Source organism: Gordonia sp. NPDC003585, assembly GCF_040610755.1.
Lineage (GTDB): Bacteria > Actinomycetota > Actinomycetes > Mycobacteriales > Mycobacteriaceae > Gordonia.
Genome location: NZ_JBEXMX010000002.1, coordinates 81304 through 107204, shown reverse-complemented (window position 1 = coordinate 107204; position 25901 = coordinate 81304). Strand labels below are relative to the sequence as shown.

Annotated in this window: 24 protein-coding genes, 1 tRNA gene and 1 rRNA gene; 21 read left to right on the top strand and 5 right to left on the bottom strand. The window is 66.8% G+C overall.

What is annotated here, in order from left to right:
* Positions 1 to 26 precede the first annotated feature (26 nt).
* The 20 genes from rrf (at position 27) to ABZW74_RS00945 (ending at position 18979) form a co-directional block, all read left to right on the top strand.
* A 5S ribosomal RNA gene (gene rrf / locus ABZW74_RS01040) occupies positions 27 to 143 on the top strand.
* 94 nt (positions 144 to 237) lie between these two features.
* The gene (locus tag ABZW74_RS01035) at positions 238 to 2214 is read left to right on the top strand and encodes an HAD-IIA family hydrolase (protein ID WP_355273022.1); all 1977 of its coding nucleotides are present in this window, start codon (positions 238 to 240) and stop codon (positions 2212 to 2214) included.
* A gap of 11 nt (positions 2215 to 2225) precedes the next feature.
* On the top strand, positions 2226 to 2492 hold the full coding sequence (locus tag ABZW74_RS01030; protein WP_240862683.1) for a hypothetical protein: 267 nt from the start codon (positions 2226 to 2228) through the stop codon (positions 2490 to 2492).
* A gap of 13 nt (positions 2493 to 2505) precedes the next feature.
* Entirely contained in the window at positions 2506 to 3333 is an 828-nt protein-coding gene (locus ABZW74_RS01025; protein WP_355273018.1) for a TlyA family RNA methyltransferase, read from the top strand.
* A 41-nt stretch (positions 3334 to 3374) separates the two neighbouring features.
* Entirely contained in the window at positions 3375 to 4424 is a 1050-nt protein-coding gene (locus tag ABZW74_RS01020) for an NAD kinase (protein WP_355273015.1), read from the top strand.
* Positions 4425 to 4426: 2 nt separating this feature from the next.
* On the top strand, positions 4427 to 6178 hold the full coding sequence (recN, locus tag ABZW74_RS01015) for a DNA repair protein RecN (protein ID WP_355273012.1): 1752 nt from the start codon (positions 4427 to 4429) through the stop codon (positions 6176 to 6178).
* Positions 6179 to 6275: 97 nt separating this feature from the next.
* Entirely contained in the window at positions 6276 to 7463 is a 1188-nt protein-coding gene (steA, locus tag ABZW74_RS01010; RefSeq protein WP_240862675.1) for a putative cytokinetic ring protein SteA, read from the top strand.
* A gap of 3 nt (positions 7464 to 7466) precedes the next feature.
* Positions 7467 to 8402, top strand: coding sequence for a copper transporter (locus ABZW74_RS01005; protein WP_355273009.1), 936 nt, complete (start codon positions 7467 to 7469; stop codon positions 8400 to 8402).
* A 152-nt stretch (positions 8403 to 8554) separates the two neighbouring features.
* Positions 8555 to 10303, top strand: coding sequence for a CTP synthase (locus ABZW74_RS01000; RefSeq protein WP_355273006.1), 1749 nt, complete (start codon positions 8555 to 8557; stop codon positions 10301 to 10303).
* Positions 10300 to 10941 carry an NUDIX hydrolase gene (locus ABZW74_RS00995; protein WP_355273004.1) on the top strand — a complete coding sequence of 214 codons (642 nt, stop codon included), beginning with the start codon at positions 10300 to 10302 and terminating at the stop codon, positions 10939 to 10941. The genes ABZW74_RS01000 and ABZW74_RS00995 overlap by 4 nt, the downstream gene beginning before the upstream one ends.
* Positions 10938 to 11876 carry a site-specific tyrosine recombinase XerD gene (gene xerD, locus ABZW74_RS00990; RefSeq protein WP_355273001.1) on the top strand — a complete coding sequence of 313 codons (939 nt, stop codon included), beginning with the start codon at positions 10938 to 10940 and terminating at the stop codon, positions 11874 to 11876. The genes ABZW74_RS00995 and xerD overlap by 4 nt, the downstream gene beginning before the upstream one ends.
* A gap of 118 nt (positions 11877 to 11994) precedes the next feature.
* Positions 11995 to 12945: a ParA family protein gene (locus tag ABZW74_RS00985; protein ID WP_355272998.1), complete on the top strand. Its 951-nt coding sequence runs from the start codon at positions 11995 to 11997 to the stop codon at positions 12943 to 12945.
* Positions 12942 to 13844, top strand: a complete 903-nt coding sequence (locus ABZW74_RS00980; protein ID WP_355272995.1) for a segregation/condensation protein A — start codon at positions 12942 to 12944, stop codon at positions 13842 to 13844. The genes ABZW74_RS00985 and ABZW74_RS00980 overlap by 4 nt, the downstream gene beginning before the upstream one ends.
* Positions 13841 to 14572 carry an SMC-Scp complex subunit ScpB gene (scpB, locus tag ABZW74_RS00975; protein WP_240862662.1) on the top strand — a complete coding sequence of 244 codons (732 nt, stop codon included), beginning with the start codon at positions 13841 to 13843 and terminating at the stop codon, positions 14570 to 14572. The genes ABZW74_RS00980 and scpB overlap by 4 nt, the downstream gene beginning before the upstream one ends.
* 3 nt (positions 14573 to 14575) lie before the next feature.
* Positions 14576 to 15574, top strand: coding sequence for a pseudouridine synthase (locus tag ABZW74_RS00970; protein ID WP_355272991.1), 999 nt, complete (start codon positions 14576 to 14578; stop codon positions 15572 to 15574).
* Entirely contained in the window at positions 15571 to 16260 is a 690-nt protein-coding gene (cmk, locus tag ABZW74_RS00965) for a (d)CMP kinase (protein ID WP_355272988.1), read from the top strand. Before ABZW74_RS00970 ends, cmk begins: the two co-directional genes overlap by 4 nt.
* Entirely contained in the window at positions 16257 to 17696 is a 1440-nt protein-coding gene (gene der / locus ABZW74_RS00960; protein ID WP_355272985.1) for a ribosome biogenesis GTPase Der, read from the top strand. Before cmk ends, der begins: the two co-directional genes overlap by 4 nt.
* Positions 17697 to 18041: 345 nt before the next feature.
* Positions 18042 to 18527 (top strand): FBP domain-containing protein, encoded by a 486-nt coding sequence (locus ABZW74_RS00955; RefSeq protein ID WP_355272982.1) that lies wholly within the window; start codon positions 18042 to 18044, stop codon positions 18525 to 18527.
* A 24-nt stretch (positions 18528 to 18551) separates the two neighbouring features.
* Positions 18552 to 18824: a hypothetical protein gene (locus ABZW74_RS00950; RefSeq protein ID WP_240862653.1), complete on the top strand. Its 273-nt coding sequence runs from the start codon at positions 18552 to 18554 to the stop codon at positions 18822 to 18824.
* An 81-nt stretch (positions 18825 to 18905) separates the two neighbouring features.
* Positions 18906 to 18979: transfer RNA gene (locus tag ABZW74_RS00945), tRNA-Pro, on the top strand.
* Positions 18980 to 19442: 463 nt separating this feature from the next.
* Here ABZW74_RS00945 and trxA read toward each other — a convergent pair.
* Entirely contained in the window at positions 19443 to 19805 is a 363-nt protein-coding gene (trxA, locus tag ABZW74_RS00940) for a thioredoxin (RefSeq protein WP_240862651.1), read from the bottom strand.
* Positions 19806 to 20003: 198 nt separating this feature from the next.
* On the opposite strand from trxA, the gene ABZW74_RS00935 reads away from it, so the two are divergent.
* On the top strand, positions 20004 to 20834 hold the full coding sequence (locus ABZW74_RS00935) for a hypothetical protein (RefSeq protein ID WP_355272979.1): 831 nt from the start codon (positions 20004 to 20006) through the stop codon (positions 20832 to 20834).
* A 44-nt stretch (positions 20835 to 20878) separates the two neighbouring features.
* Here the strand turns inward: ABZW74_RS00935 and ABZW74_RS00930 are convergent, their stop codons facing one another.
* The 4 genes from ABZW74_RS00930 to ppsA form a co-directional block, all read right to left on the bottom strand.
* Positions 20879 to 21277, bottom strand: coding sequence for a hypothetical protein (locus ABZW74_RS00930; RefSeq protein ID WP_355272976.1), 399 nt, complete (start codon positions 21275 to 21277; stop codon positions 20879 to 20881).
* 224 nt (positions 21278 to 21501) lie between these two features.
* Positions 21502 to 22290 (bottom strand): ABC transporter permease subunit, encoded by a 789-nt coding sequence (locus ABZW74_RS00925; RefSeq protein WP_355272973.1) that lies wholly within the window; start codon positions 22288 to 22290, stop codon positions 21502 to 21504.
* Positions 22290 to 23111 carry an ABC transporter ATP-binding protein gene (locus tag ABZW74_RS00920; RefSeq protein ID WP_355272971.1) on the bottom strand — a complete coding sequence of 274 codons (822 nt, stop codon included), beginning with the start codon at positions 23109 to 23111 and terminating at the stop codon, positions 22290 to 22292. The genes ABZW74_RS00925 and ABZW74_RS00920 overlap by 1 nt, the downstream gene beginning before the upstream one ends.
* Before the next feature lie 399 nt (positions 23112 to 23510).
* Positions 23511 to 25892, bottom strand: a complete 2382-nt coding sequence (gene ppsA, locus ABZW74_RS00915; RefSeq protein WP_355272968.1) for a phosphoenolpyruvate synthase — start codon at positions 25890 to 25892, stop codon at positions 23511 to 23513.
* Positions 25893 to 25901 lie beyond the last annotated feature (9 nt).

Below are 25901 nucleotides of genomic sequence, written 5' to 3'. Positions count from 1 at the left end.
CCCTGTTGTGTGGGGTTTCATAATGTTACGGCGGCCATAGCGGAGGGGAAACGCCCGGCTCCATTCCGAACCCGGAAGCTAAGCCCTCCAGCGCCGATGGTACTGCACCTTAACCAGTGTGGGAGAGTAGGACACCGCCGAACACAACTTCATCAAGACCCCGTATTCGATACATTCATATCGAATACGGGGTCTTGTGCTATTGGTCAAACTTCAGAGGGCATAGGGTGACAAACCATGAGTGATCGTGATCGTTCGCGGCCGGAGCCGCGTGGTCGGGGACGGCGGGATCGGGAACGGCCGGCCGGTCCGTCGATTCCGGACGAGGTGACCGCGGCAGATCTCGATGGAGAGGTCCGCCGCGACCTACTGACCCTTGACAAGACGAACGCCGATACCGTCGCACGACATCTCGTCATGGTCACCCAACTCTTGGACGAGGACCCGCTGCTCGCCCTGGAGCACGCTCGCGCAGCCCGTGGCCGGGCGTCGCGCGTCGGTGTGGTTCGCGAGACCGTCGGTATTGCCGCATACAGCGCCGGTGAGTGGCAAGAGGCCATCACCGAGCTGCGGGCCGCGCGGCGGATCACCGGCAACTCGGCGCTTCTGCCACTCATTGCCGACGCCGAGCGCGGTTTGGGCCGGCCGGAGCGAGCCATCGATATTGCCCGTGGCGACGAAGGTCGAGCCTTGACCGGGGACGCGGCGACCGAGATGCGGATCGTCGAGGCCGGCGCACGCATCGACCTCGGTGAACCGGAGAAGGCACTGGTCACCCTGCAGGCCGAGGATCTCCGTCCCGGTCAGACCGGTACCGGGCCGGCGCGTCTGTTCTATGCCTATGCGTCGGCGTTGGCCGCAGCCGGCCGCACCGACGACGCGATCACATGGTTCATGAACGCGTCGGCGGCCGACGTGGACGATGCGACCGACGCGGAGTTCCGACTCACCGAGTTGGCCGAGGGCCCCGACGAGCCGGAGGTCCCCGAAGACTCCGTACCCGAGGAATCCGCGGAGGTGACCACCGCAACCGATGGCGTCGAAGTCGCGGTGGCGTCGACGCAGCCTGCGGACGACGATGCGGAGCCGACGGAGCGCAGTGTGGAGACATCGGCGACTGTGAGTCCATCGAGGTCGCACACGCTTCTCGACGCCTACGACGCACTGCTCCTGGACCTGGACGGTACGGTGTTCGCGGGGCACCAGGCATTGCCGAATGCCGTTGAGTCCCTTGCCCGTACCCAGGTCCCACGCTTCTTCGTGACCAACAATGCCAGTCGACGCCCGCCCGAGGTGGCCGCTCACCTGACCGACCTCGGATTTGAAGCAACACCCGAACTGGTGGTGACGAGCGCCCAGTCCGCGGCGCGACTCCTCTCCGAACACCTGCAGCCTGGCTCCCGGGCCCTCGTCATCGGGACCGACGGACTGGCGCAAGAGGTTCGCGAGGTCGGGATCGGGGTCACTCGGAGCGCCGACGATCGGCCGGCCGCGGTGATTCAGGGACATTCGCCGGATACCGGGTGGGCGCAGCTCTCGGAGGCGGCGCTGGCGATCCGGGCGGGTGCGTTGTGGATCGCCACCAACGTCGACGCGACATTGCCGTCGGAGCGCGGCCTGCTGGTGGGCAACGGGTCCATGGTTGCCGCGCTCAAACATGCGACGGACACTGAGCCATTGGTCGCGGGCAAACCGGCTGCCCCGCTCATGGCCGATGCGATCGCCCGCTCGCGGTCACGCAAACCGCTTGTCGTGGGCGATCGGCTCGACACCGACATCGAGGGCGCCCACGCGGTCGGCCTGCACAGCGCGCTCGTCCTGACCGGGGTCAGTACGGTCTCGGACCTGCTGGTCGCACCACCGGAACAGCGGCCCACCTACGTCCTGGCCGACCTTGCCGGTTTGTTCGAGGACCTCGAGGCGGTACGAGTCGGGCCGCAGCCCGGCTGGGATGTGGCGGTCGAGGGTTCCCGCATCGTGGTGACGCCGGTTTCCCCTGGCGAGCGCAGCGACGGGGGAGTTTCCCGGGGCGAGCGCAGCGACGGGGGAATTTCCGACGACGAGGCATCGGTTGCGTCGCTCGTGCCTGCGCTCGTCGGAGCAGCCTGGGCGGCGATTGACGACGGGACCGCCTCGGGCGACGCGTTGTCGGTGGTGGCCGGTGACGCCGCGACGCAGGATCGCCTAGCGGTGCTCGGCGTCCCGCTGCGCTAGCGTTGACGACGATGAGCGAATTCCCGAGTCCGGCCGCCATGCCGCGTCGGCAGTATGAGGCGAACCCCGGGTCGATGGCCGAGTTGTCCGAGGTGGACACCGACGCCGCGACGCAGGCGGTGCACTCCGAGATCTCCGTGCTGCTCGAGCAGGTCGACACCATCCGCGAATCCGCGGGAGATTCCTTCGACCCGGCCGCTCTCGAACGGCTGACCGCATTGCTGGAACAAGCGCATGAGTCGCTGACGGCGGCGCTCGACGCGGTCGATCGTCGCTGACGCGGACCCAACGATGGCCACCCGAGCACGACTCGACGCCGAACTGGTCCGCCGCGGACTGGCGCGGTCACGCGACCACGCTCGCCAGCTCGTGGAATCCGGCGTGGTCAAGGTTGGCGGAGTGGTAGCCAGCAAGCCCGCCACCAACGTCACCCGCGATACCCCGGTGTTGCTGATCGAAGAACCTGGTGAGGACTGGGCGTCGCGAGGTGCGCACAAATTGATCGGCGCGCTCGATGCATTCGAGCCCGGCGGCCTGCGCGTAACCGGTCGGCGTTGTCTCGACGCGGGCGCCTCCACCGGAGGATTCACCGACGTTCTGCTCCGACGAGGTGCCGCCGAGATCGTCGCCGTCGATGTCGGCTACGGCCAACTGATCTGGCGTCTGCAGAACGACGACCGGGTGCACGTGCACGACCGGACCAACGTCCGTCATCTCGAGCCCGACGACATCGGCGGGCCGGTCGACGTGGTGGTCGCCGACCTCTCCTTCATTTCGCTCGGCCTGGTTCTGCCCGCCCTCGCGCGGTGTGCAATCCCGGGCGCAGACCTGGTACCGATGGTCAAGCCGCAGTTCGAGGTGGGCAAGGACCGGGTGGGTTCGGGCGGCGTCGTGCGTGACCCCGCGTTGCGTGCCGAAGCCGTGCTCAACGTCGCGCGTCAGGCTGCCGACCTGCAGCTCGTCACCCGGGGCGTCGTCGCCAGTCCGTTGCCCGGCCCGTCGGGGAATGTGGAGTACTTCCTGTGGCTGCATCACCGGCCGGGCGGAGCGTCGGACGAGGGCGATAGGGTCGATCTGCGATCAATGATCGAACGGGCCGTCGCCGACGGTCCGGCCTGACCGCCGAGCCTGCAGCGCAACCGAACGAAGGGGGACCCAGAGTGGCCGACGAGTCGGTGGCCGAACCAACGGCCCCGTCGCTGCGCTCGCCCGAGCAAGCCGGCGGCCGCGAGTTCCTGGTGGTCGCCCACACCGGTCGGGAGATCGTCACGACCACGGTCGATGCCATCGCCCGACATTGCGCCGGAGCCGGCGTCCGACTACGCGTGGTCGATCACGACACCAAGGAGGGCGCGCGCGCCCACTCGTATGCCGACCCGCCGGACCACCTGCCGGGCAAGACGCCGCTGGCCGAGAACCACCCGGTGGACCCGGAGCATCTCCGTCAGATCGGCGCTGCCGTCGATGTCACGACCGCAGATGCGGCCTCGGCCGAGGGCTGCGAGGTCGTCATCGTCCTGGGTGGAGACGGTACGTTCCTCCGAGCGGCAGAATTGGCGTACCCGGCCAACGTCCCGGTGCTGGGAATCAATCTCGGCCGTATCGGGTTCCTCGCCGAAGCAGAGGCAAACCGGGTGGATGCCGTGATGGCCCAACTCATTTCGGGCGACTATCGCGTGGAGCCGAGAATGACGCTCGATGTGGTCGTCACCGACCCGGCCGCGCCCGAATCACCGTCGCGGAGCTGGGCGCTCAACGAGGTGGCCATCCTCAACCGCACCAACAGCGGCGTTCTCGAACTCATCACCGAGGTCGACGGCCGCCCGGTGTCCGCGTTCGGTGCCGACGGCGTCCTCGTGTCGACGCCGACCGGTTCCACGGCATACGCGTTCTCGGCCGGTGGACCGGTGATGTGGCCCGACCTCGAGGCGATTCTCGTGGTGCCGAGCAACGCGCATGCGCTGTTCGCGCGACCGATGGTGACGAGCCCGCGGTCGAGAGTCGCGGTCGAGATCGACAAGGACGGCCGGTCGGCGATCGCGCTGTGCGACGGACGGCGACTGCTGGAGGTCCCGGCCGGCGCGCGCGTCGAGGTCGTGCGCAGTGATCGATCGGTGCTGTGGGTGCGCATCGATTCCGATCCGTTCGCCGATCGTCTGGTCACGAAATTCGCGCTGCCGGTGACCGGCTGGCGGGGGAGGCAGACATAACGGTGCTCGAAGAACTGTCCATCTCGGGCCTCGGTGTCATCGAAGAGGCATCTGCGCGGTTCCATCCGGGTTTCACCGTGCTCACCGGTGAGACCGGTGCGGGCAAGACGATGATCGTCACGAGTCTTCATCTCCTGTCGGGTGCGCGCGCCGACGCGAACCGTGTACGCAGCGGGAGTCCGAAAGCGGTCGTCGAAGGCCGCTTCCGCCTCGCAAGCCGGCAAGGCGTACAACATGATCCACGGGTCGACGAGATCCTGGAGGCGACGGGCGCCGAACTCGACGACGACGACACGGTGATTGCGGTGCGGACCGTAGGCTCCGACGGGCGGTCGCGGGCGCATCTGGGCGGCCGCTCCGTTCCGGTCGGGACGATGGGCCGGCTCACCAATGCCGTGCTGGCGATCCACGGCCAGAACGATCAGCTGCGACTGCTGCGCCCGGAGCACCAGCGGGCGGCTCTCGACGGATTCGCCGGAGCACGGGCCGACAAGGCGCTCACCGCCTACCGGACCGCGCGTTCGGCGTGGGTGGCACTTCTCGACGAGCTCGATGCGCGGCGCGCGAACTACCGCGAGATCGCCCAGGAGGCCGACCGTCTGCGTTTCGGGATCGACGAGATCGCCGCGGTCGATCCGATGCCGGGGGAGGACGACGAGCTCACCGCCACCATCCGGCGACTCACCGACCTCGAGTCGATCCGTGCGGCAGCGGTCACCTCGCACGACCTCGTGGCCGGTGACGGGACCTCGGTCGTGGAGAGCCTCGGGCGCGTGCGCGACATCCTGCAGGACGCGACCGACGAGACCCTGCGTGGACTCGTGGCAAGGGTCAACGAGGCGCTGACCGTGGCCACCGACGTCGGCGCCGAGCTGACCGCGTTCACATCCGATCTGCCCGCCGACGCCGACGAACTCGACAAACTCCTCAACCGCCAGGCCGAACTGAAGGTGCTGGTGCGCAAGTACGCGCCCGACATCGACGGTGTCATCGCCTGGCGCACGCAGGCCGAGGCCCGACTGGCCGAGATCGAGGATCCGCGTAGCTCCATCGACGAACTCGAATCGGCCGCGGCGGCCGCCCGCGCGGACGTCGAGGTGGCGGCCGAGAAACTGCATGGGGTGCGCGCGAAGTCGGCGTCGTCGATGGCGACCAAGGTGTCGACCGAACTGCGTGGCCTCGCCATGGGCGACGCGGCACTCGACGTCGCGGTGAGCCTCGACCCCGCCGCCGCCGACGACCGCCTCGGAATCGACGTGGCGGGAACTCGAGTGCATGCAGGTTCCGACGGCGCGGATCGCGTCGAGTTCGCGCTTGTCGCACACAAGGGCGCCACACCGTTGCCGATCGCCAAATCGGCATCGGGAGGCGAACTCTCGCGCGTCATGCTCGCGCTCGAGGTCGTGTTGGCCGCGCCCACGTCCGGTTCGGTGATGGTGTTCGACGAGGTCGACGCCGGTGTCGGCGGACGCGCGGCGGTTGAGATCGGCAAGCGGCTGGCAGCGTTGGCGCGCGCGCATCAGGTGATCGTGGTGACGCATCTGCCGCAGGTCGCGGCTTTCGCCGACAACCATCTCGTGATCGGCAAGAGCAGCGGGCGCGGCGCGCACAAGAGCACCGTCCGCACACTCGACCGGGACGATCGAGTGGCCGAATTGGCTCGAATGCTCGCCGGTCTCGGAGAGTCCGACACCGGGCGTGCCCATGCTGAAGAGCTGCTGCAAACGGCGGAGAACGAGCGCTCTTCGAGCTGACCGGGCCGTGCAACTCCTGTTACTCGTGTGACAAAAGTTGTCATTGTTACGGCGCGCCTCCACTGTGACACGGGTGCGAACGTCAATCATGTCCGTCATGAAGATGCCTGCACTGCTCGCTCGAAACACCGAAGAACTGCCTGGCGTCACCGGGATCGCCAGGGTCGACAAGAACACCAAGAGGCTCCTCGATCGGGTGGGGCCGGGAGACATCGTCATCCTCGACGAGGTCGATCTCGATCGGCTGACCGCCGATGCCCTCGTGCAGGCCAACGTGCTCGCCGTGGTCAACGCGTCACAGTCGATCACCGGGCGGTATCCGAACCTGGGACCCGAGGTTCTGGTCGCGTCGGGTGTCGTTTTGCTCGATGACGTGGGACCAGAAGTCTTCAAACGAGTCAAGGACGGCGCCAAGGTGCGCGTCCACGACGACCGCCTCTTCCTCGGTGACCGGCGCCTGGCGCGTGGCGCCGAGCTCGACGAGCGTGAGATCGCCGACATGATGATCGGCGCGAAGTCCGGGCTGGTGGACCACCTGGAGGCGTTCTCCGGCAACACCATCGAGTTCATCCGCAGTGAATCGCCGCTGCTGATCGACGGTGTCGGGGTGCCCGACATCGACGTCGACCTCGCCGGCAAGCACGTGGTGATCGTTGCCGAGGGCCCGGAGCGCGTGGCAGATCTGCGCGCGCTGAAGCCGTTCGTCAAGGAGTACTCGCCGATCATGATCGGCGTGGGTGTCGGCGCAGAGACCCTGATGAAGGCCGGCTATCGCCCGGCTCTCGTGGTCGGCGACCCGGACGAGATGAAGACCCAGACACTCAAGTCTGGTGCACAGATCGTGCTGCCTGCCGATACAGATGGCCATGCGCCCGGTCTGGAACGCATCCAGGATCTCGGAATCGGGGCGACGACTTTCCCCGCGGCCGGCTCCGCGGGTGACCTGGCACTGCTGCTGGCCGACTACCACGGCGCCGATCTGATCGTCACGGTCGGGTACGCCGGGACCCTCGACGACTTCTTCGACCGCTCCCGACGTGAGAGCAATCCGTCGACCTTCCTCACGCGACTGAAGGTCGGACCCAAGTTGGTCGACGCGAAAGCCGTTGCCACGCTGTACCGTAGCCGCGTCTCGGGTGCGGCCATCGCCTGTGTGGTGCTGGCGGCACTGGTGGCCGTGATCGCCGCGGTGATGCTGTCGAGCGCAGGTCCAGAGGTCACCGATTGGATTGTGGCGCAATGGAATGAGCTGGTCGAATGGGCTCGGGGAGTCTGGAACAGGTAGTCGATGATCTCGCTTCGACAGCACGCCATCTCACTGGTCGCCGTCTTTCTGGCGCTGGCGCTGGGACTTTTCCTCGGTTCGGGTTTCGTCGGCGACCGGATGAACTCGGTCACCGGAACCAGCAGAGACCGCATCGGGGATCTGGAGAACCAGCGTGACGACCTCAACGGGCAACTCAACGCCGCCAACAGCTTCGACCAGGCGGTCGCCCCGCGACTGATCGCGAATTCGCTTCGCGGACAATCGGTTGTGGTGGTCACGGCGCCGAATGCCGCCGACGCCGACGTTGCCGCGGTCAAGGAGTCCATCTCCGGGGCGGGCGGCAGGTTCGCCGGCCAGATCGCCCTCACCGATCAGTTCCTCGCCGATCAGCACGCGGAGCAACTGCGGACCATCGTCGACCAGACGATCCCGCCCGGGGCCATGCTGCGGCCCGAACTGACCGACTCCGGTGGCCGTGCCGGCGACCTCGTCGGCTCGCTTGTCCTCGTTCGACCCGGCACGACACCGGCGCGGGCAGCGGACCGTGCGATGGGTCTGCAGGCGCTGCGCGACGGCGGCTTCATCGACTACACGGACAATGCGGTGTCGCAGGCAGATCTCGTGGTGCTCGTCACCGGTGACGAGTTCGGTCGCGACTCGGGCGCGCAGGGTTCGGTGGTTGCGCGGTTCGGCGCTGCGATGACGTCTCGTGGGCAGGGTGGGATCCTCGTCGGACGATCGGGATCGGCGCTCGGCGGTTCGCCGGTCGCCGTCGTCCGGTCGGATCCGGCGCTGGGCAACGCGATGTCGACGGTCGACAACGTGGATCAGCAGACCGGCCGGATCACCGCGATTCTCGCCCTGGCCGCCGATGCCGACGGCCACACCGGTGCTTACGGAACCGGCCGGGGTGCGATCGCCATCACCGTGGGAGCCGACGGCAAACCCGGCGACTGAGCGCGAACTACCTCGATCCGGCGGGTGCGTAGGACGAGAGTCTTGAACGCCCTGCGGAGTGGCGGACGGACGATCGGCGTAGTGGTGTTACCCTGGAGTCCCGTAGGTAATCAGGCTTTCCGTGCTTGATTCGGCCGACGGGAGATACGCGTTTGCGACCACTTCGCCATGTGCATGACACCAAACACATCTTCGTCACGGGCGGCGTCGCGTCGTCCCTGGGGAAGGGCCTGACGGCGTCGAGCCTGGGCCAGCTTCTCACCGCGCGCGGTCTGCGGGTGACGATGCAGAAGCTCGACCCCTATCTGAACGTCGATCCGGGCACGATGAACCCCTTCCAGCACGGGGAGGTGTTCGTGACCGAGGATGGCGCAGAGACCGACCTCGACGTCGGGCACTACGAGCGATTCCTCGACCGGAACCTGTCGCAGTCGGCGAATGTCACCACCGGACAGGTGTATTCGGCGGTCATCGCCAAGGAGCGGCGCGGCGAGTATCTCGGTGAGACGGTGCAGGTGATCCCGCACATCACCGACGAACTCAAATCCCGCGTGCTGGCGATGCGCGCCCCGGGCGACGACGGTGAGACCCCCGACGTGGTCATCACCGAGATCGGTGGCACTGTCGGCGACATCGAATCGCTGCCGTTCATCGAGGCCGCGCGACAGATCCGGCACGACGTCGGACGCGACAACGTCTTCTTCCTGCACGTCTCGCTGGTGCCGTACCTGGCGCCGTCGGGCGAGTTGAAGACCAAACCGACACAGCATTCGGTGGCCGCTCTGCGCAACGTCGGTATCCAGCCCGACGCCCTGGTCCTGCGCTGTGACCGCGACGTGCCCGAGGGACTGAAGAAGAAGATCGCGCTGATGTGCGACGTCGACCTCGAGGGCGTGATCTCGACGCCCGACGCACCGTCGATCTACGACATCCCGAAGGTCCTGCACAACGAGCATCTCGACGCCTACGTGGTGCGCAAGTTGGGGCTGCCCTTCCGCGATGTCGACTGGACCGAATGGGGCGACCTGCTGCAGCGGGTGCACGATCCGCGGGAAAGCGTGACCGTCGCACTCGTCGGCAAGTACGTCGACCTCCCCGACGCCTACCTCTCGGTGACCGAGGCGATCCGCGCCGGTGGCTTCGCGTGGCGGGCACGTACCGAGATCCGCTGGGTGCCGTCGGATGACTGCGAGACGCCGGCGGGGGCGCAGGCCGCTCTCGGCGACGTCGACGCGGTGCTCATCCCCGGCGGCTTCGGCATCCGCGGCATCGAGGGCAAGGTCGGCGCGATCGCCTATGCGCGTCGCCGGGGCATTCCGCTTCTCGGACTGTGTCTCGGATTGCAGTGCGTCGTCATCGAGGCGGCACGGTCGGTTGGACTGGACGAGGCGAGTTCGACCGAATTCGACCCCGACACCCCGCATCCGGTGATCTCCACGATGGCCGACCAGGAGGACGCCGTTGCCGGTGACGCCGACCTCGGTGGCACGATGCGCCTCGGCGCTTACCCGGCGAGCCTCAAACCGGGTTCCGTGGTCGCCGAGAGCTACGGCACCCGCGAGGTGTCCGAGCGGCACCGGCACCGCTACGAGGTCAACAACGCCTACCGCGAGAAGATCGCCGGTTCTGGCCTCGTGTTCTCCGGGACGTCGCCCGACGGCCATTTGGTGGAATTCGTCGAGTACCCCAAGTCGGTGCATCCCTTCCTGGTTGCCACGCAGGCGCATCCCGAGTTGAAGAGCCGACCGACCCGACCCCATCCGCTGTTCAAGTCCTTCATCGCAGCTGCGCTCAAGTACAAAGCGGCGGAACGGCTTCCGGTCGACATCGGAAACTACGACCAGCCCGCCGAGGATCCCGCCGACGCCGACGTCGCCGCTGGGGAGGGTCTGGGCGCTTGACGTCAGCTGCCGGGCCCGGGAACCACGACTTCGAGGTGCAGCGCTCGCGCCTGATCTATGACGGTGCGATTCTGGCGCTGCGCGTCGACGACGTCACGATGCCCGGTGGCCGGGTTGCCGAGCGCGAGGTCGTCGAACACTTCGGCGCGGTGGCGGTCGTGGCTCGCGACGAGCATGGTCGGATCGCGATGGTGCGGCAGTATCGGCATCCGATCGGCCGTCGCCTGCTCGAGTTGCCTGCCGGACTGCTGGACCAGGGGGAGGGGGAGTCGGCGCTCGTCGCCGCGCAGCGCGAACTTGCCGAAGAGGTCGATCTCGCCGCGCGGACGTGGCACGTCCTGGTCGACCTCGCGTTGTCGCCCGGATTCACCGACGAGGCGCTGCGCCTGTATCTGGCCGAGGACCTCGAGCATCTCGACGCCGCGCAACGCAGCGACGAGGAAGCCGACATGTCGGTGGAGTGGGTGCCGCTCTCGGACGCGGTCGCGAACGTTCTGTCGGGTGAGATCGTGAACGCGACCAGTGTCGCGGGGATCCTCGCCGTGGCGGCAGCCGACGCGTCCAGCACCCCATTGCGCACCGTGGATGCGCCCTGGACGGATGAACCGACGGGCCTGCGTCGACGGCGGCGGTCGTGATCACCGATCCGTTTCCGCCGGGGCCCATCTCGGGTCTCGCGCAGCGCTACCTCGATCACCTCACCGTCGAACGCGGTGCCGCCCGCAATACGGTGTCATCGTATCGGCGTGACCTCGAGCGTTACCAGAACTATCTGGCCACCCGCGACATCGCCGACCTCCCGAGCGTCACCGAAGAGGACGTCCGGCAGTTTCTCGTCGAACTGCGGCGCGGTGATCCGACCACCGGCGCCGCGCCGCTCGCAGACAGCTCGATCGCACGAACGCTGGTGGCCACCAGGCGGTTTCACAAATTCGCAGCGGACGAGGGCGCGGTCGGGACCGATGTCGCGCACGCGGTGCGGCCGCCGCGCGCGGCCCGCCGCCTGCCCAAGTCGCTGCCCGTCGACGAGGTGCTGGCGATCCTCGAATCGACCGGTGGTGATCATCCGCGCGCACTTCGCGACCGCGCGTTGTTGGAGCTGCTCTACAGCTGCGGGGCACGGATCTCCGAGGCCATCGCGCTCGACGTCGACGACCTCGACGTGAACGCTCGCGCCGTGTTGCTGCGCGGCAAGGGCGGCAAGGAGCGGGTGGTGCCGGTCGGTGGGCCGGCGGCGGAGGCCATCGACGCCTACCTGGTGCGTGGTCGGCCGGCGCTGGTCTCGCGATCGGAACCCGCGGTGTTCCTCAACGCCCGCGGCGGACGGCTGTCGCGACAGAGCGCCTGGCAGGTCCTGGTGACCGCGGCGGAGCGCGCGGGGCTCGACAAGGCGGTGTCGCCGCACACGCTGCGGCACAGTTTTGCCACCCATCTGCTCGACGGCGGGGCAGATGTTCGCGTCGTGCAAGAACTCCTGGGCCACGCGTCGGTCACCACGACGCAGGTGTACACGCTGGTCACGGTGAACACCATGCGCGAGGTCTACGCGACCGCCCATCCGCGGGCGCGATGAGGGTTTCACGTCCGGTGACAGGGGTGTCACGGCGATGCTCCGACGGTTCGCCACCGCAAACCACTAGGCTGACATTCGCCACGAGGTGCGATCGAGGGAAGAAGGGAGCTACCGGCCAGTGACGAATCCGAGCTCACCACGCCCCGGTGTCCGTCCCGACCATCAATATCGCATCGAGGTTTCGCCAGGCCACGACGCCGACGAGACCGAACACGTCAAGGAAGGCGAACTCGGCCCCACCGGTCGCCCGTACCGCGACGTTCCGGAACCGGCTCCGCTCGACCGACACGGTCCCGCCACGGTGATCGCGGTCTGCAACCAGAAGGGTGGCGTGGGAAAGACCACGTCGACCATCAATCTCGGCGCTGCACTGGCCGAGTACGGCAGGCGTGTGCTGCTCGTCGACCTCGACCCGCAGGGTGCGTTGTCCGCGGGGCTCGGCGTGCCCCACCACGATCTCGACCAGACCGTCTACAACCTCCTGGTCCCTCCCCACGCCTCGACCGACGATGTGCTGATGCGGACGCGGGTCGACGGACTCGACCTGCTGCCCAGCAACATCGACCTGTCGGCGGCGGAAATCCAACTCGTCACCGAGGTGGGCCGTGAACAGTCACTCGGACGTGCGCTGCATCCGGTGCTGGACCGCTACGACTTCGTGCTCATCGACTGCCAGCCCTCGCTGGGTCTGCTGACGGTCAATGCGCTGGCCTGCTCCGACACCGTGCTGATCCCGATGGAATGCGAGTACTTCAGTCTTCGAGGTCTGGCGCTGCTGACCGACACCATCGAGAAGGTGCGGGATCGACTCAATCCGCGTCTCGGACTCGGCGGGATCCTGGTCACCATGTTCGACGCACGAACCCTGCATTCACGCGAAGTGATGGCCCGGGTGGTCGAGGTCTTCGGTGACGCGGTGTTCGACACCGTGATCTCGCGCACGGTGCGGTTTCCGGAGACCAGCGTGGCGGGCGAACCAATCACGTCGTGGGCGCCGAAGTCGGCAGGCGCCAAGGCGTACCGCGCACTGGCCCGTGAGGTCATCGCCCGCGACGCGAAGGGCGCATGAGCGCCGACGCTGCCGGTGTCGAATCTGCGAGCCCAGACCCGGAAATCCCAGACCCGGAAATCCCAGACCCGTCGGCAACGGATTCGGCTGGTGCCGAACAAGAATCGGGTGGCACCGGATTTCGCGTCCGCCTGCCCAACTTCGAGGGTCCGTTCGATCTCCTGCTCAACCTGATCAGTCAGCACCGCATGGACGTGACCGAGGTCGCGTTGCACGAGGTGACCGACGACTTCATCGCCTACACCCGCGAGATGGGGCCGGAACTGCCGCTGGAGCAGACCACCGAGTTCCTGGTGGTCGCGGCCACCCTGCTCGATCTCAAGGCTGCCCGGCTGCTTCCGACCGGTGAGGTCGACGACCCGGAGGATCTCGCGCTGCTCGAGGCGCGTGACCTGCTGTTCGCGCGGCTGCTGCAGTACCGCGCGTACAAGCAGGTGGCAGCGCTGTTCGGTGAACTAGAAGCGGCTGCGCTGCAACGCTATCCGCGTGCGGTGTCCCTGGAGCAACGATTCGAGGACCTGCTGCCCGAGGTGACGCTGGGCGTCGACGCGCATGGCTTCGTCGAAGTCGCGGCGTCGGCGATGACGCCCCGGCCGGTGCCGACCGTCGGACTCGACCACCTCCACGACATGCACAAGGTATCGGTGCCGGCACAGGCGAAGCGGATGGCGGAACTGCTGGCCGCCGCTGCCGACGGGGGTCTGACCTTCCGCGAGTTGGTCGCCGACTGCGAGAACGGATTAGAGGTGGTGGGCAGCTTCCTTGGGCTCCTGGAGCTGTATCGCGAACGCGCCGTCACCTTCGATCAGCCCGAGGCGCTGGGGGATCTGCGGGTGTTGTGGACCGGCGATCGGGACGCCGAAGACATGAGTATGGACAAGGCAGAGGACTACGGATGACCGACGACAACCCGACAGTCTCCGAGGAGAATGCGGCCGCGAATCCGGTTACGGCCGACGACGGGCTCTTCGAGAACCCCGCGCCTGATGAATCGCGTCTCGACGACAGCTCCCTGCGTGCTGCGTTGGAGGCGGTGCTGTTGGTGGTGGACACCCCGGCGACCACCGACGAACTGGCCAGCGCGGTGGATTCCGACGTACCGCGGGTGCGCGAGATGCTCAATCAGATGTCGGCGGACCTGACATCGGCGGGCAGCGGGATCGACCTCCGCTTCGCCGGCGACGGGTGGCGGTTCTACACACGCGCCGACTATGCGCCGTACGTGGAACGACTGTTGCTCGACGGTGCCCGGTCGAAGTTGACCCGGGCAGCGTTGGAGACCCTGGCGGTGATTGCCTATCGGCAGCCCGTCAGTCGAGCCCGGGTGTCGGCGATCCGCGGTGTCAACGTCGACGGTGTGATCCGCACGCTGGTGGCGCGCGGACTCATCAACGAGGTCGGTACCGACCCACAGACCACGGCCACCACCTACGGCACCACCGAGTTGTTCTTGGAGCGGCTGGGGCTCGCGTCGCTGGGCGAACTGCCGGATCTGGCGCCTCTGCTGCCCGACGTCGACCTCATCGACGACCTCGACGAGGAACTGCTGACGGACCCGCGATTCGCCAAACTGGGTCGTCAGGGGTCAGACTCGAAGGAAGAACCAACCACCGACCCTCAGGATTGAGACATGGCAACCGCTGGCCGAGACGGCGCACCGGGACCCCGCAAACGGCCCCGTACTGACAAAAACCGTTCAGAGAAGAATCGCACCGAGAAGAACCGGGCCGAGAAGGCCGGTACCTCGAAGACGCCCAAGAAGACGCACCGCAAGGGGCAACCGCGCAGGTCGGCCACGCCGGACGTCGAGACCGGGCGGGTTCGCCTGAACAACGCCCGCCCGGCGCGCCATCAAGGCCCGGCGGATGCCGAGGAATCCGGTGCCACCTACGTGGCCGACGGCGTGCGCCTGCAGAAGGTGCTGGCGCAGGCGGGTGTGGCCTCCCGGCGCGGCGCCGAGGAGATGATCGCCGCCGGGCGCGTCGAGGTCGACGGTGAGATCGCGACCGAGCAGGGCCTGCGCATCGACCCGGACACCGCGATCATCCGCGTCGACGGCGCACGGGTGATCATCGACGAGACGCGGCAGTATCTGGCGCTCAACAAGCCCAAGGGCTGGCAGTCCACCATGTCCGACGACCAGGGCCGGCCGTGCGTCGGCGACATCGTCGCGGAGCGTGTGATGGCCGGGCAACGGCTGTTCCACGTCGGACGCCTCGACGCCGACACCGAGGGTCTGTTGCTGCTGACCAACGACGGCGAGCTCGCCCACCGACTGATGCACCCGTCCTACGAGGTGCCCAAGACCTACCTGGCGACGGTGAAGGGGGAGGTGCCCCGGTCGATCGCACGCACGCTGCGCGAGGGCGTCGAACTCGACGACGGGCCGGTCGCCGCGGACAAGGTGACCGTGATGGACGTGCACGAGGGACAGTCGCTGCTGCGAATCACCCTGCACGAGGGGCGAAATCGAGTGGTGCGGCGTCTGATGGATGCGGTCGGGTTCCCGGTCGTCGGGTTGGTCCGCACACACGTGGGTTCGGTCGCTCTCGGTGAGCAGCGCCCGGGCAGCCTCCGTGTGCTGGGCCGCGACGAGGTCGGGGCGCTGTACAAGGCGGTCGGACTGTGAGCGGACGTCCCGGTGTGATCGCCATCGACGGTCCGGCCGGAACGGGTAAGTCCACCGTGTCCAAACGGCTCGCCGAGCAGGTCGGCGCGCAGTACCTCGACACTGGCGCGATGTACCGAGCGGCGACCCTGGCTGTACTGGAAGCCGATGTGCCGCTGGACGATTCACGCGGAATCGAAGCGGCGGTGGCCGACGCGATGATCGAGTTGATCCCGATCGGCGACGGTCGCTCGCGGGTGTACTTGAATGGTGTCGACGTGTCCGGGCCGATCCGCACCGACGAGGTCACCAACGCGGTGTCCGCGGTGTCGGCGGTTCCGGCGGTGCGCTCCAAACTCGTTGCGCTGCAACGACAGCATTCCGAAGATGCCTTTGTCGTGGTGGAAGGGCGAGACATCGGGACGGTGGTCTTCCCCGACGCCGAGGTGAAGATCTTCCTGACCGCGACGCCCGAGGCGCGCGCGCAGCGTCGGCATGCGCAGAACCTGGCGGCGGGCCGCGACAGCGACTACGACACGGTCCTGGCCAGCGTGAACCGCCGCGACCATCTCGACTCCACCCGTACGGTGTCGCCGCTGCGGGCGGCCGACGACGCCGTGGTGGTCGACACCAGCGAGCTGTCCATCGACGAGGTGCTCGCCGCGCTGCAAGCACTGGTGCACGACCGGATCGGAGTTCAACGGTGACCGACAATCTGGACGGCGACCTCGCCCCATTGCCCGGCGACGGGATCTGGTCCGACGAATCCGACTGGCAACTGTCGGATTTCGGTGGCGAGGACGGTGCAGGCGAGGTCGAGCACATGCCGGTGCTGGCGATCGTCGGGCGGCCCAATGTGGGCAAGTCGACCCTCGTCAACCGCATCCTCGGCCGACGCGAGGCCGTCGTGGAGGACATCCCCGGTGTCACCCGGGACCGGGTGTCGTACTCGGCGAGCTGGTCGGGCCGGCGGTTCACCGTCGTCGACACCGGCGGGTGGGAACCGGACGCCAAGGGCCTTCAGCAGGCTGTGGCCACTCAAGCCGAACTCGCGATGCGCACGGCCGACGCGATCGTGCTCGTCGTCGACGCGACTGTCGGGGCCACCGCGACCGACGAGGCCGTCGCGCGGCTGCTGCGTCGCTCGAAGACGCCGGTCATCCTGGCCGCCAACAAGGTCGACAGCGAACGTCTCGAAGCCGAGGCGGCGTCGTTGTGGTCGTTGGGGCTGGGGGAGCCGTATCCGGTGTCCGCGGCGCATGGTCGCGGCGCGGGCGACCTGCTCGACATCGTGCTCGACAGACTGCCCGAGACGCCTCGTGAGGGCGGCGCGCTGCTAGGTGGGCCGCGACGGGTCGCGCTGGTCGGGAAGCCGAATGTCGGCAAGAGCTCGCTGCTGAACAAGTTGGCCGGAGCCGAGCGCTCCGTCGTCGACAACGTCGCCGGTACCACCGTCGACCCGGTCGACGAACTCGTCGAACTGGGCGGCAAGACATGGCAATTCGTGGACACCGCCGGGCTGCGTCGTAAGGTCCGGACCGCCAGTGGTCACGAGTACTACGCGTCGTTGCGGACCCGGGCCGCGCTGGACGCCGCCGAGGTGGCGATCCTGCTGATCGATGCCTCGGAGCCGATCACCGAACAGGATCTGCGGGTGCTCACGATGATCATCGAGAGCGGCCGGGCGCTGGTGATCGCGTTCAACAAGTGGGATCTGGTCGACGAGGATCGCCGATACCAGCTCGATCGTGAGATCGACCGCGAACTCGCGCGGGTGCCGTGGGCGCGCCGGGTCAACATCTCCGCGATGACCGGCCGGGCCGTGCAGAAGCTCGTGCCTGCCCTGGAATCGGCCTTGGAGTCGTGGGACAAGCGCGTCTCGACCGGACCGCTGAACAACTGGCTCAAGGACGTCATCGCCGCGAACCCGCCGCCGCTGCGCGGTGGCCGCCAACCGCGCGTGATGTTTGCGACCCAGGCCGCTGTGCGACCCCCGACGTTCGTGCTGTTCACCACCGGCTTCCTCGAGGCCGGCTACCGGCGCTTCCTCGAACGCCGACTCCGCGAGGAGTTCAACTTCGACGGCTCACCCGTGCGCATCAACGTGCGAGTTCGCGACAAGCGGGATCGCCGCAAGCGCTGACGAGGTGCTCGTGCCCCACCCGCTCCCTGAGGTGCTCGTGCCCCACCCGCTCCCTGAGGTGCTCGGGCCCCACCCGCTCCCTGAGGTGCGAGGAGCGCTAGCGACGAGCCTCGAAGGGCCTGGTGAGACGACATTGTCATCTCGCGAAGCCATCGGGGCGGTATTCGTTTGCAGGACACACGACGACCCGGCACCATGGCGAGCATGTCTGACGATCGTGAGGGGGTTGCCGGCATGTTCGCCGGCTCCTTGTGACCCACCCGCCCCGCAGGCGCGAGCGACGCACAATGTGCGTCCCGCGCCCGCTTCGCGTACCCCACACACCTTCGTCACAGGAGTTCCTTCATGCATGCCCTCACCGAGTCACAGATCCGGAAGTCGTTCGTCAACACCACGCTGCGCGAACGCAATTCACTCACACTGCCACCGTCGTTCGCCGAACTCGACTGGGATCAACTCGACTTCCTGGCCTGGCGCGACCCCAAGCTCCCGCTGATCGGGTACCTGGTGGTGCCGATCGACGACACGCTGGTCGGAATCCTGCTGCGCCAAGGTCAACGACAACCCCGCACCCGGCCTCAGTGTTCGTTCTGCGAGGACGTCCAACTGCCCAACGAGGTCGCCTTCTTCAGCGCCAAGCGGGCCGGTGCCGCGGGACGCAAGGGCGACACGGTCGGTACGTTGCTCTGCTCGGGGTTCGAGTGCAACGCCAACGTCCGGGTCCGGCCGTCGGCGATCTTCGCCGGCGACGATCCGGAGGCCGTGCGGCAGCAAAGAATCGAGAGTCTGCGTGCGCACGCACGCGGATTCGCCGGGCGGATTCTGGGCTGAACGCGACTCCTATATGCTCTGCGGGTGCTCATTTTGGCAATCATCGTCTTCGGCATGGTCATCGGCGCTCTGGCGCAGCTCATCATCGGCGGCAAGAACATGTGGAACATCGACTGGGGCCTCGCGATCGTGGCCGGCCTGGTCGGCTCCTTCATCGGCGGCTTGCTGATCAGCCTGCTCACCGGACACGGACTCGAATTCCACCCGAGCGGCATCATCGGCTCGCTCGTCGGCGCGCTGATCGTCACGGGTGGCTGGATCTGGTACAAGAAGCGGTCGTCGACACCGGCCGAGTGATCTCGGGCCGACCGTCTGACCAGGCGATTGGTTCGTAGACCTGGTCGTCGGCTAGGCTCTTGAACGCCCCTTTCGGGGCAACGGGCTGTGGCGCAGTTTGGTAGCGCACTTGACTGGGGGTCAAGTGGTCGCAGGTTCAAATCCTGTCAGCCCGACAAATAAAGCCAGGTCAGAGGTGAAACCTCCGGCCTGGCTTTCTTCGTTGCTAGGTCAGTGAGCCAGCCGGTGGAAGGCGGCTGGGAACACAAGACCATCACATACTCGATACTCTGCACCGAACAGTTGTTTCAGGAGGGGGCGCGGTGCCGAATAGGGCAATCAAGTGGTGCGGGCTGTTCCTTGCGGTTGTCTCACCCGTGATAACTATCGGCTCGCTGATCATGGGTGAGTGGTGGACCGCCGCGTTTCTCGCGTCCTTGTCCGTCTACGGTGTGCGCGAGGTGCGCAACGAACGTAGACGCGGCCAGGTGACGGCGGCGTGGCCGCCGGAACGGGTTGAGTCTGTTGTCGGTGGGATCGATGACCCGGTGAAAGCGGCACGGAAACTACGCGAGGCGGACCCACAGTTGGGCTTGTCGAGTTCGCTGGATCTCGCGACCAATAGGCGGTCCCGCGGTCTTACCCGTTTGCCGCGGCCACCTCGGCGTGAACCTGCTCCATGTCGAGTCCACGTACCGCGGCGATGAGCTCGTCGAGTTGCGCGGCGGGCAGCGCGCCGGGCTGATTGAAGACCATCACACCCTCGCGGAACGCCATCAGGGTCGGGATCGACCGGATGCCGAAACCGGCGGCGAGTTGCTGCTCCGCTTCGGTGTCGATCTTGCCGAACACGATGTCGGTGTTGGCTTCGGCGGCCTTCTCGAAGACGGGAGCGAACATCCGGCACGGCCCGCACCAACCGGCCCAGAAGTCAAGCAGCACGATGCCGCCGCCGTCGATGGTCTGTTGCAGGTTGTCGATGGTGATCTCGCGTGTGGTCATACCTGCTGCAACCCATACCCCAGTGGGCATATTCCGCCGTGCTGCCGGCGCGATGTGTCGTCCGTTCGGGTGGATCCCAATTTCTGCAGGAGTGCCGCAATCCGCCCCGAGATCGTGCGTGGTACTCATATTCCGGTGTCGGGAAGGCCCGATTCGCCGAGATCGGGTATCTCAGTGGGACGTTGACAGGTGGAGCCTATGAGGAAGCTTGCGACCGCGGTTGCGGTTCTGTGTCTGGCGGCGAGCGTCGCCCTCGCCGGCTGCTCGAGTTCGGATGGCACCGACGACGCGTCGTCTGGTTCCAGCGCCGTGTCGACGTCGGTCGCGACTACCTCGACGACAACAGCCACCACCACGGCCGTGCCGCTCGTACCGGCCGGCGATGTCGATGTGCAGGGATTCCTCGGGTTCGACGGAAAAGCCCGGTGCCGTGGCACCGATCATGCCGAGATGTACATGCGGACCGCGGAGTCGGCGCTCGTGGTGTGCCGGAGTGAGATCAACCGCCTCTACTACCGCGGGTACCGGATCGTCGACGGTGCCAACATCGAACTCTACGAGGTGTACCCACAAGGCTCGGGGTTCGTCGCCGTCAACTCTGCCGACAACGCCCGATACGTGATCGCCGGCAACGGATTCCAGGTCATCCAGAACGGCAGCGTCGTCGCCAGTGAAACGGCGATCGGAATCGGGCCTGCGACCTGGGCGAGTGCGCAGACCGCGGCGCCGTCGTCGACCAAGGCGGCGTCGACCGTGGTGCTCGGTGCGGCCACCACCGGGAACGAAACCGGCTACGGCACGGCGCAACCCAGCTCCATCTCGCTCGGAAGCTGCTCCAATTCGATCGACCAGATCACCTGGACGGGCTGGGGTGATCAGGTCGCCTTCGGTGCCGGCGTCTTGTGCTCGACTCGTGGGCCCGGTTCGCCGGTCACGATGGTCGCCTCCGACATCGGGATGTGCGAGGGAGTCATGGCGTACCGGAAACTGAAGATCGGCCGCAACACGTCGGCGACCGACATCTGCTGACACCCGAGAAACCCGTTGAGCGCCCGAACCGCCCAGGCTCGTGGTCAGTACGTGGCTGCCGGTGTGTAGTCCAGGCGCAGCGTGCAGACGAGGTTGTCGGCGGTTTCCTGGTCGCGACCGTCGTACAACGTGATCGTGAAACGATGTGGCCGCCCGAGGTCGATCGCGTCGGGAACCGGGTCGGTGAAGTCCACCACGGCGGTTGTCGCGCTCCACGTGCCCGCGTAACCCAACCGGCGCGGCGGCGCGTTGTCCACGGCCACGTCGGCATAGGCGAGGTAGGCGAGCATGCCGTCCTCGTCATCCACGATCGTTGTCTGTGCAACCACGGTGAACTGGAGAAGTCGAGGCGGCACGAGAACCGGGGGCACGACGTGAGTTGTCACTCCCGGTACGGCCGAACGGAATTCGATGGCTGACGGCAGCGAGAGCGCATAGTCCATGCGGACAAACTACGCGTACTCCGAGCCGCAGGCAGAGTCCGCACCGAGTATCGGCCACCGGGCGCCGAACCCGCTGGCCGACGGCGCATCAGCCGAGCGCGGCCAACCGGGTCCAGGTGTCGACCACCGTGTCGGGATTGAGCGTCGAACTCGCTACAAGGTGACCGCAAAGGGGTGACCGAACACCTCGCCCCGCGGCATCAACGCCCTGACGGGTTTGAGTGTCAGTGGATATCCAACCGCTCGAACGCGGCGATCGCCGCGATACTCAGCGCTGCGGCCGCCGCGATCAGCGCGATGACCCCTGTCATGTCGATCCCGTCGACGATCTGGTTGTTGCCGACCGACCAGTAGAACGGCGAGATCCATCTGATCTTGTGCACGAGGTCGACGACTGACGCGAGCGAACTGATCAAGTAGGCCGCGGCTGCGACGCCGCTGGCGATGCCCAAGGCCATGCCGCGCTTGCCGGTGGCGGCCCCGATAGACATCGCCAGGGCGCCGAACAGGAAGCCCAACAGGGTTGTGGTGAGCGTGACGCCCAGCAGCGCCGACCAATCGGGGGTCAGCTCGAACAGCGGGCCGAGCAGACAGATCGCCACGGATGCCAAGGGAACCACGGCGGCGGCAACGAACAGCGCTATCAGTTTATGCGCGAGGAGATTGCGCCGCGAGATCGGAAGCGTTGCGATCACGCCGAGCGATCCATCGGCATCTTGGCCGGCAACCGAGGCTGCCCCGTATCCGATGGTCAGCAGCAACACCAGCAGGGGACCGATGTTGGCATACATGTTGGCATTGAGCCAACCCTCCGGAGAGGTGATCGAGCCACTGATGCCGACCATCGCCGACATGGCGCTGTTCGAGGAGAGCATCTCGTCGAGTGAGGTGTCGTCCTTGAACGATGGGTAGAGAGCGACGATCACGAGCAAGTACAGCGCGGCGCCGACGGCGGTGCCGATCACCATCCGACGGCGCAGGCGCAGATCCAGCCGTTCCAGATCGAAGCGCATCAGACCCCCTCGCCGCGGTAGAGTTGGAGGAACAACTCGTCGAGTTCGGCGGGTCGCGCGGCGATAGCCGTGGGTTCCATCGCCGCGATCGCCGTCAAAGCGGCGGCCACCGAACCGGAGTGGACGAGTGAGACATGGCGATCGGTAACGCTTTTCACGGTTACGCCGGGCACCGATGCCAAGGCGGTGACATCGAAGGCATGGTCTAGGTCGAGTTCGATGACGCCGGGTGCTCGCGCCTCCATCGCGGCCACCGTGTCGTCGACGACGATCTGGCCGTCTCGAATGATGACCACACGTTTGGCCAGGCGTTTGACCTCGGTGAGGTCGTGGGACGACAGCAGTACGGTTCGGCCGTCGTCGGTCGCCTCCTTGATCAATTCGGCGAATAACTCTTGGAGGAGCGGGTCGAGTCCGGAGGTGGGTTCGTCGAGGACCAACAGTTTCGGGCGGTGCATGAACGCAGCGACGATGCCGATCTTTTGTTTATTGCCCTTGGACAACGTGTTGATCGGCGGCTTTATTGCGACGTCCAACCGCTCAACCAACGTGTCCCGCAGCGACGTATCGGTCATGCCGCGCATCCGGCCGAATCGGTGAAGGATATCGCCACCGCTCAGCGTCTCCGGAAGTGATAGCTCGCCGGGGAGGTATCCGACGTCGGCAAGGAGCGTGCGGTCGGAATCCTGCGGGTCGGCACCGAGAATCCGTGCGGTACCTGAAGTTGGACGGTACAGCCCGAGTAGACACCTGATGGTGGTCGATTTGCCAGCCCCATTGGGGCCGAGAAACCCGACTACCTCTCCCTCGGCGACTGTCATGGAGACGTCGCGTATGCCCCGGCCGTTGGGGAAAGTCTTGGTGAGACCCTCCAGGGCAATTGACGGTGCGTTGATGTGCGTCTCCGTTTCGTCGGCAGCATGAGCCGGTGCGAACCCACTTCTGCCGCAGTGTAACCCGGTCGGTGGACAGCGTCCTGCGTTCCGGTCGCGGCCCTCATTCACTCGCCAACAGACGGCTGGTGAAGGTGCCGCGGTGGTGAATCGCTTGGGCTCGATGATGGCGAACCTTCGCGGTGTGTTTGAGGAACGCGAGGAACTCTTGATGGCGGTGACGCGCCTTGCGTTGGGTGCACCACCTTCATGCCGGTGACCCGTCAGCGCAAGATGGGGACACCCAGCGCGTTCACGATCACCGCTGGACCGGACGAGTGAAGCCCGTCAGCCGAGGCTGGCCAATCGGGTCCAGGTGTCGACCACGGTGTCGGGATTGAGCGACATCGACTCGATGCCCTGCTCGAGCAGCCACTCGGCCAGGTCGACGTGATCGCTGGGCCCCTGCCCGCAGATGCCCACGTACTTGCCTCGGGCCTTGCAGGCGGCAATGGCGGCGGCGAGCATGTGTTTGACGGCGGGGTCGCGTTCGTCGAAGGAGTCTGCGACGAGCGCCGAATCGCGGTCGAGTCCCAGCGTCAGCTGGGTCATGTCATTGGAGCCGATGGAGAAACCGTCGAAGTGGTCGAGGAAGGCGTCGGCGATGACGGCGTTGGAGGGCACCTCGCACATCATGATCACCTCGAGTCCGTTCTCGCCGCGCCGCAGGCCGTGCGTGGCGAGCAGCGCGATCACGCCCTCGGCCTCGGCGACCGTGCGGACGAACGGGATCATGATCTTGACGTTGGTCAGACCCATCTCGTCGCGGACGTACTTGAGTGCCGCACATTCCATCGCGAAACAGTCGGCAAAATCCTTCGACAGGTACCGCGATGCGCCGCGATATCCGATCATCGGATTCTCTTCGTCGGGCTCGTAGAGTTCACCGGCGACGAGCTTCGCGTACTCGTTGGACTTGAAGTCCGACATGCGGACGATCACCGGGTGCGGCGCGAACGCCGCGGCGATCGTCGCCACGCCCTCGGCCACCCGGTCGACGAAGTACTTGCGGGGATTCTCATACGCCGCGATCGCTTCGCCGATCCGCTCCTTGAGCGGTCCGTCGAGCGTCTCGTAGTCGAGCAGCGCCTTGGGGTGAATCCCGATCTGGCGGTTGATGATGAACTCCAACCGCGCCAGCCCGACACCGTTGTTGGGCAGGCGGGAGAAGGCGAAGGCCTGCTCGGGGGTGCCGACGTTCATCATGATCTTGGTGCTGATCTCGGGCATCGCTTCGATCGTGGACTCGGTGACGTCGAAGTCGAGCAGCCCGTCGTACACGTAACCGGTGTCACCCTCGGCGCACGAGACGGTCACCGCCCGGCCTTCGGTCAGCGACCGTGTCGCACCGCCGGTTCCGACGACCGCCGGAATGCCCAACTCGCGGGCGATGATCGCGGCGTGACAGGTGCGGCCACCACGGTTGGTGACGATTGCGCTGGCACGCTTCATGATCGGTTCCCAGTCGGGATCGGTCATGTCCGCGACGAGTACCTCGCCGACCTGGAACTCGTGCATCTGTTCCACCGACTCGAGCACGCGAACCTCGCCCGCGCCGATGCGATGACCGATCGCGCGTCCTTCGATGAGGGCCGTGCCGGTCTCGTTGAGCCGGAACCGCTGCTGACCTGTCACGGCAGCTCGCGACTGCACGGTCTCCGGGCGCGCCTGCAGGATGTACAGCTCACCGTCGACGCCGTCTTTGCCCCACTCGATGTCCATCGGGCGCCCGTAGTGCTCTTCGATCAACAGTGCCTGTCGCGCAAGCGCCTCGACCTCCGCGTCGGTGAGACTGAGGAGTCGGCGATCGGCGGGGTCGACGTCGACGAACTCCGTTGTCCGGCCCACCGAACGGTCATCGGTGTAGATCATCTTGGTTGCCTTCGACCCGATGCCGCGTTTGAGCACGGCGGGACGTCCGGCACGCAGGGCGGGTTTGTAGACGTAGAACTCGTCGGGATTCACCGCACCCTGCACGACAGCCTCGCCCAGGCCATAGGACGACGTCAGGAACACGGCATCGGGAAAGCCGGACTCGGTGTCGATGGTGAACATGACGCCCGACGCGCCGATGTCGGAGCGCACCATCTGCTGAACGCCGGCCGACAGGGCCACGGCGTCGTGGTCGAAATCGTGGTGCACGCGGTAGGCGATCGCCCGGTCGTTGTAGAGCGACGCGAACACCTCCCGGGTCGCCTGCAGGATCGCGTCGATCCCGCGCACGTTGAGGAAGGTCTCCTGCTGGCCGGCGAAGGATGCGTCCGGGAGATCCTCGGCGGTCGCACTGGACCGCACCGCGAACGACGCCTCGTCCGAGCCACCCGACAACTCCGCGAACGCTGCCCGGACATCGGCCTCGAGGTCTTCGGGGAACGGTTGCTCCATCACGGCCGCGCGGATCTCACGACCGGCCTCGGCCAACGCCTGCACGTCGTCGGTGTCGAGATCGGCGAGCCGCGCGCTGATCCGGTCGGCCAGGCTCGTGCCGGACTCGTCGGGCTTGCTGAGGAACCGCCGGTACGCGTCGGCGGTCGTCGCGAATCCGTTGGGGACCCGCACTCCGACGTCGGTCAGATTGCGGACCATCTCGCCGAGAGAAGCATTCTTACCCCCGACCTGCTCGAGATCGGCGAGGCCGAGGTCGGCGAACCAACGGACGTTGCTGCTCATGAAATGGCT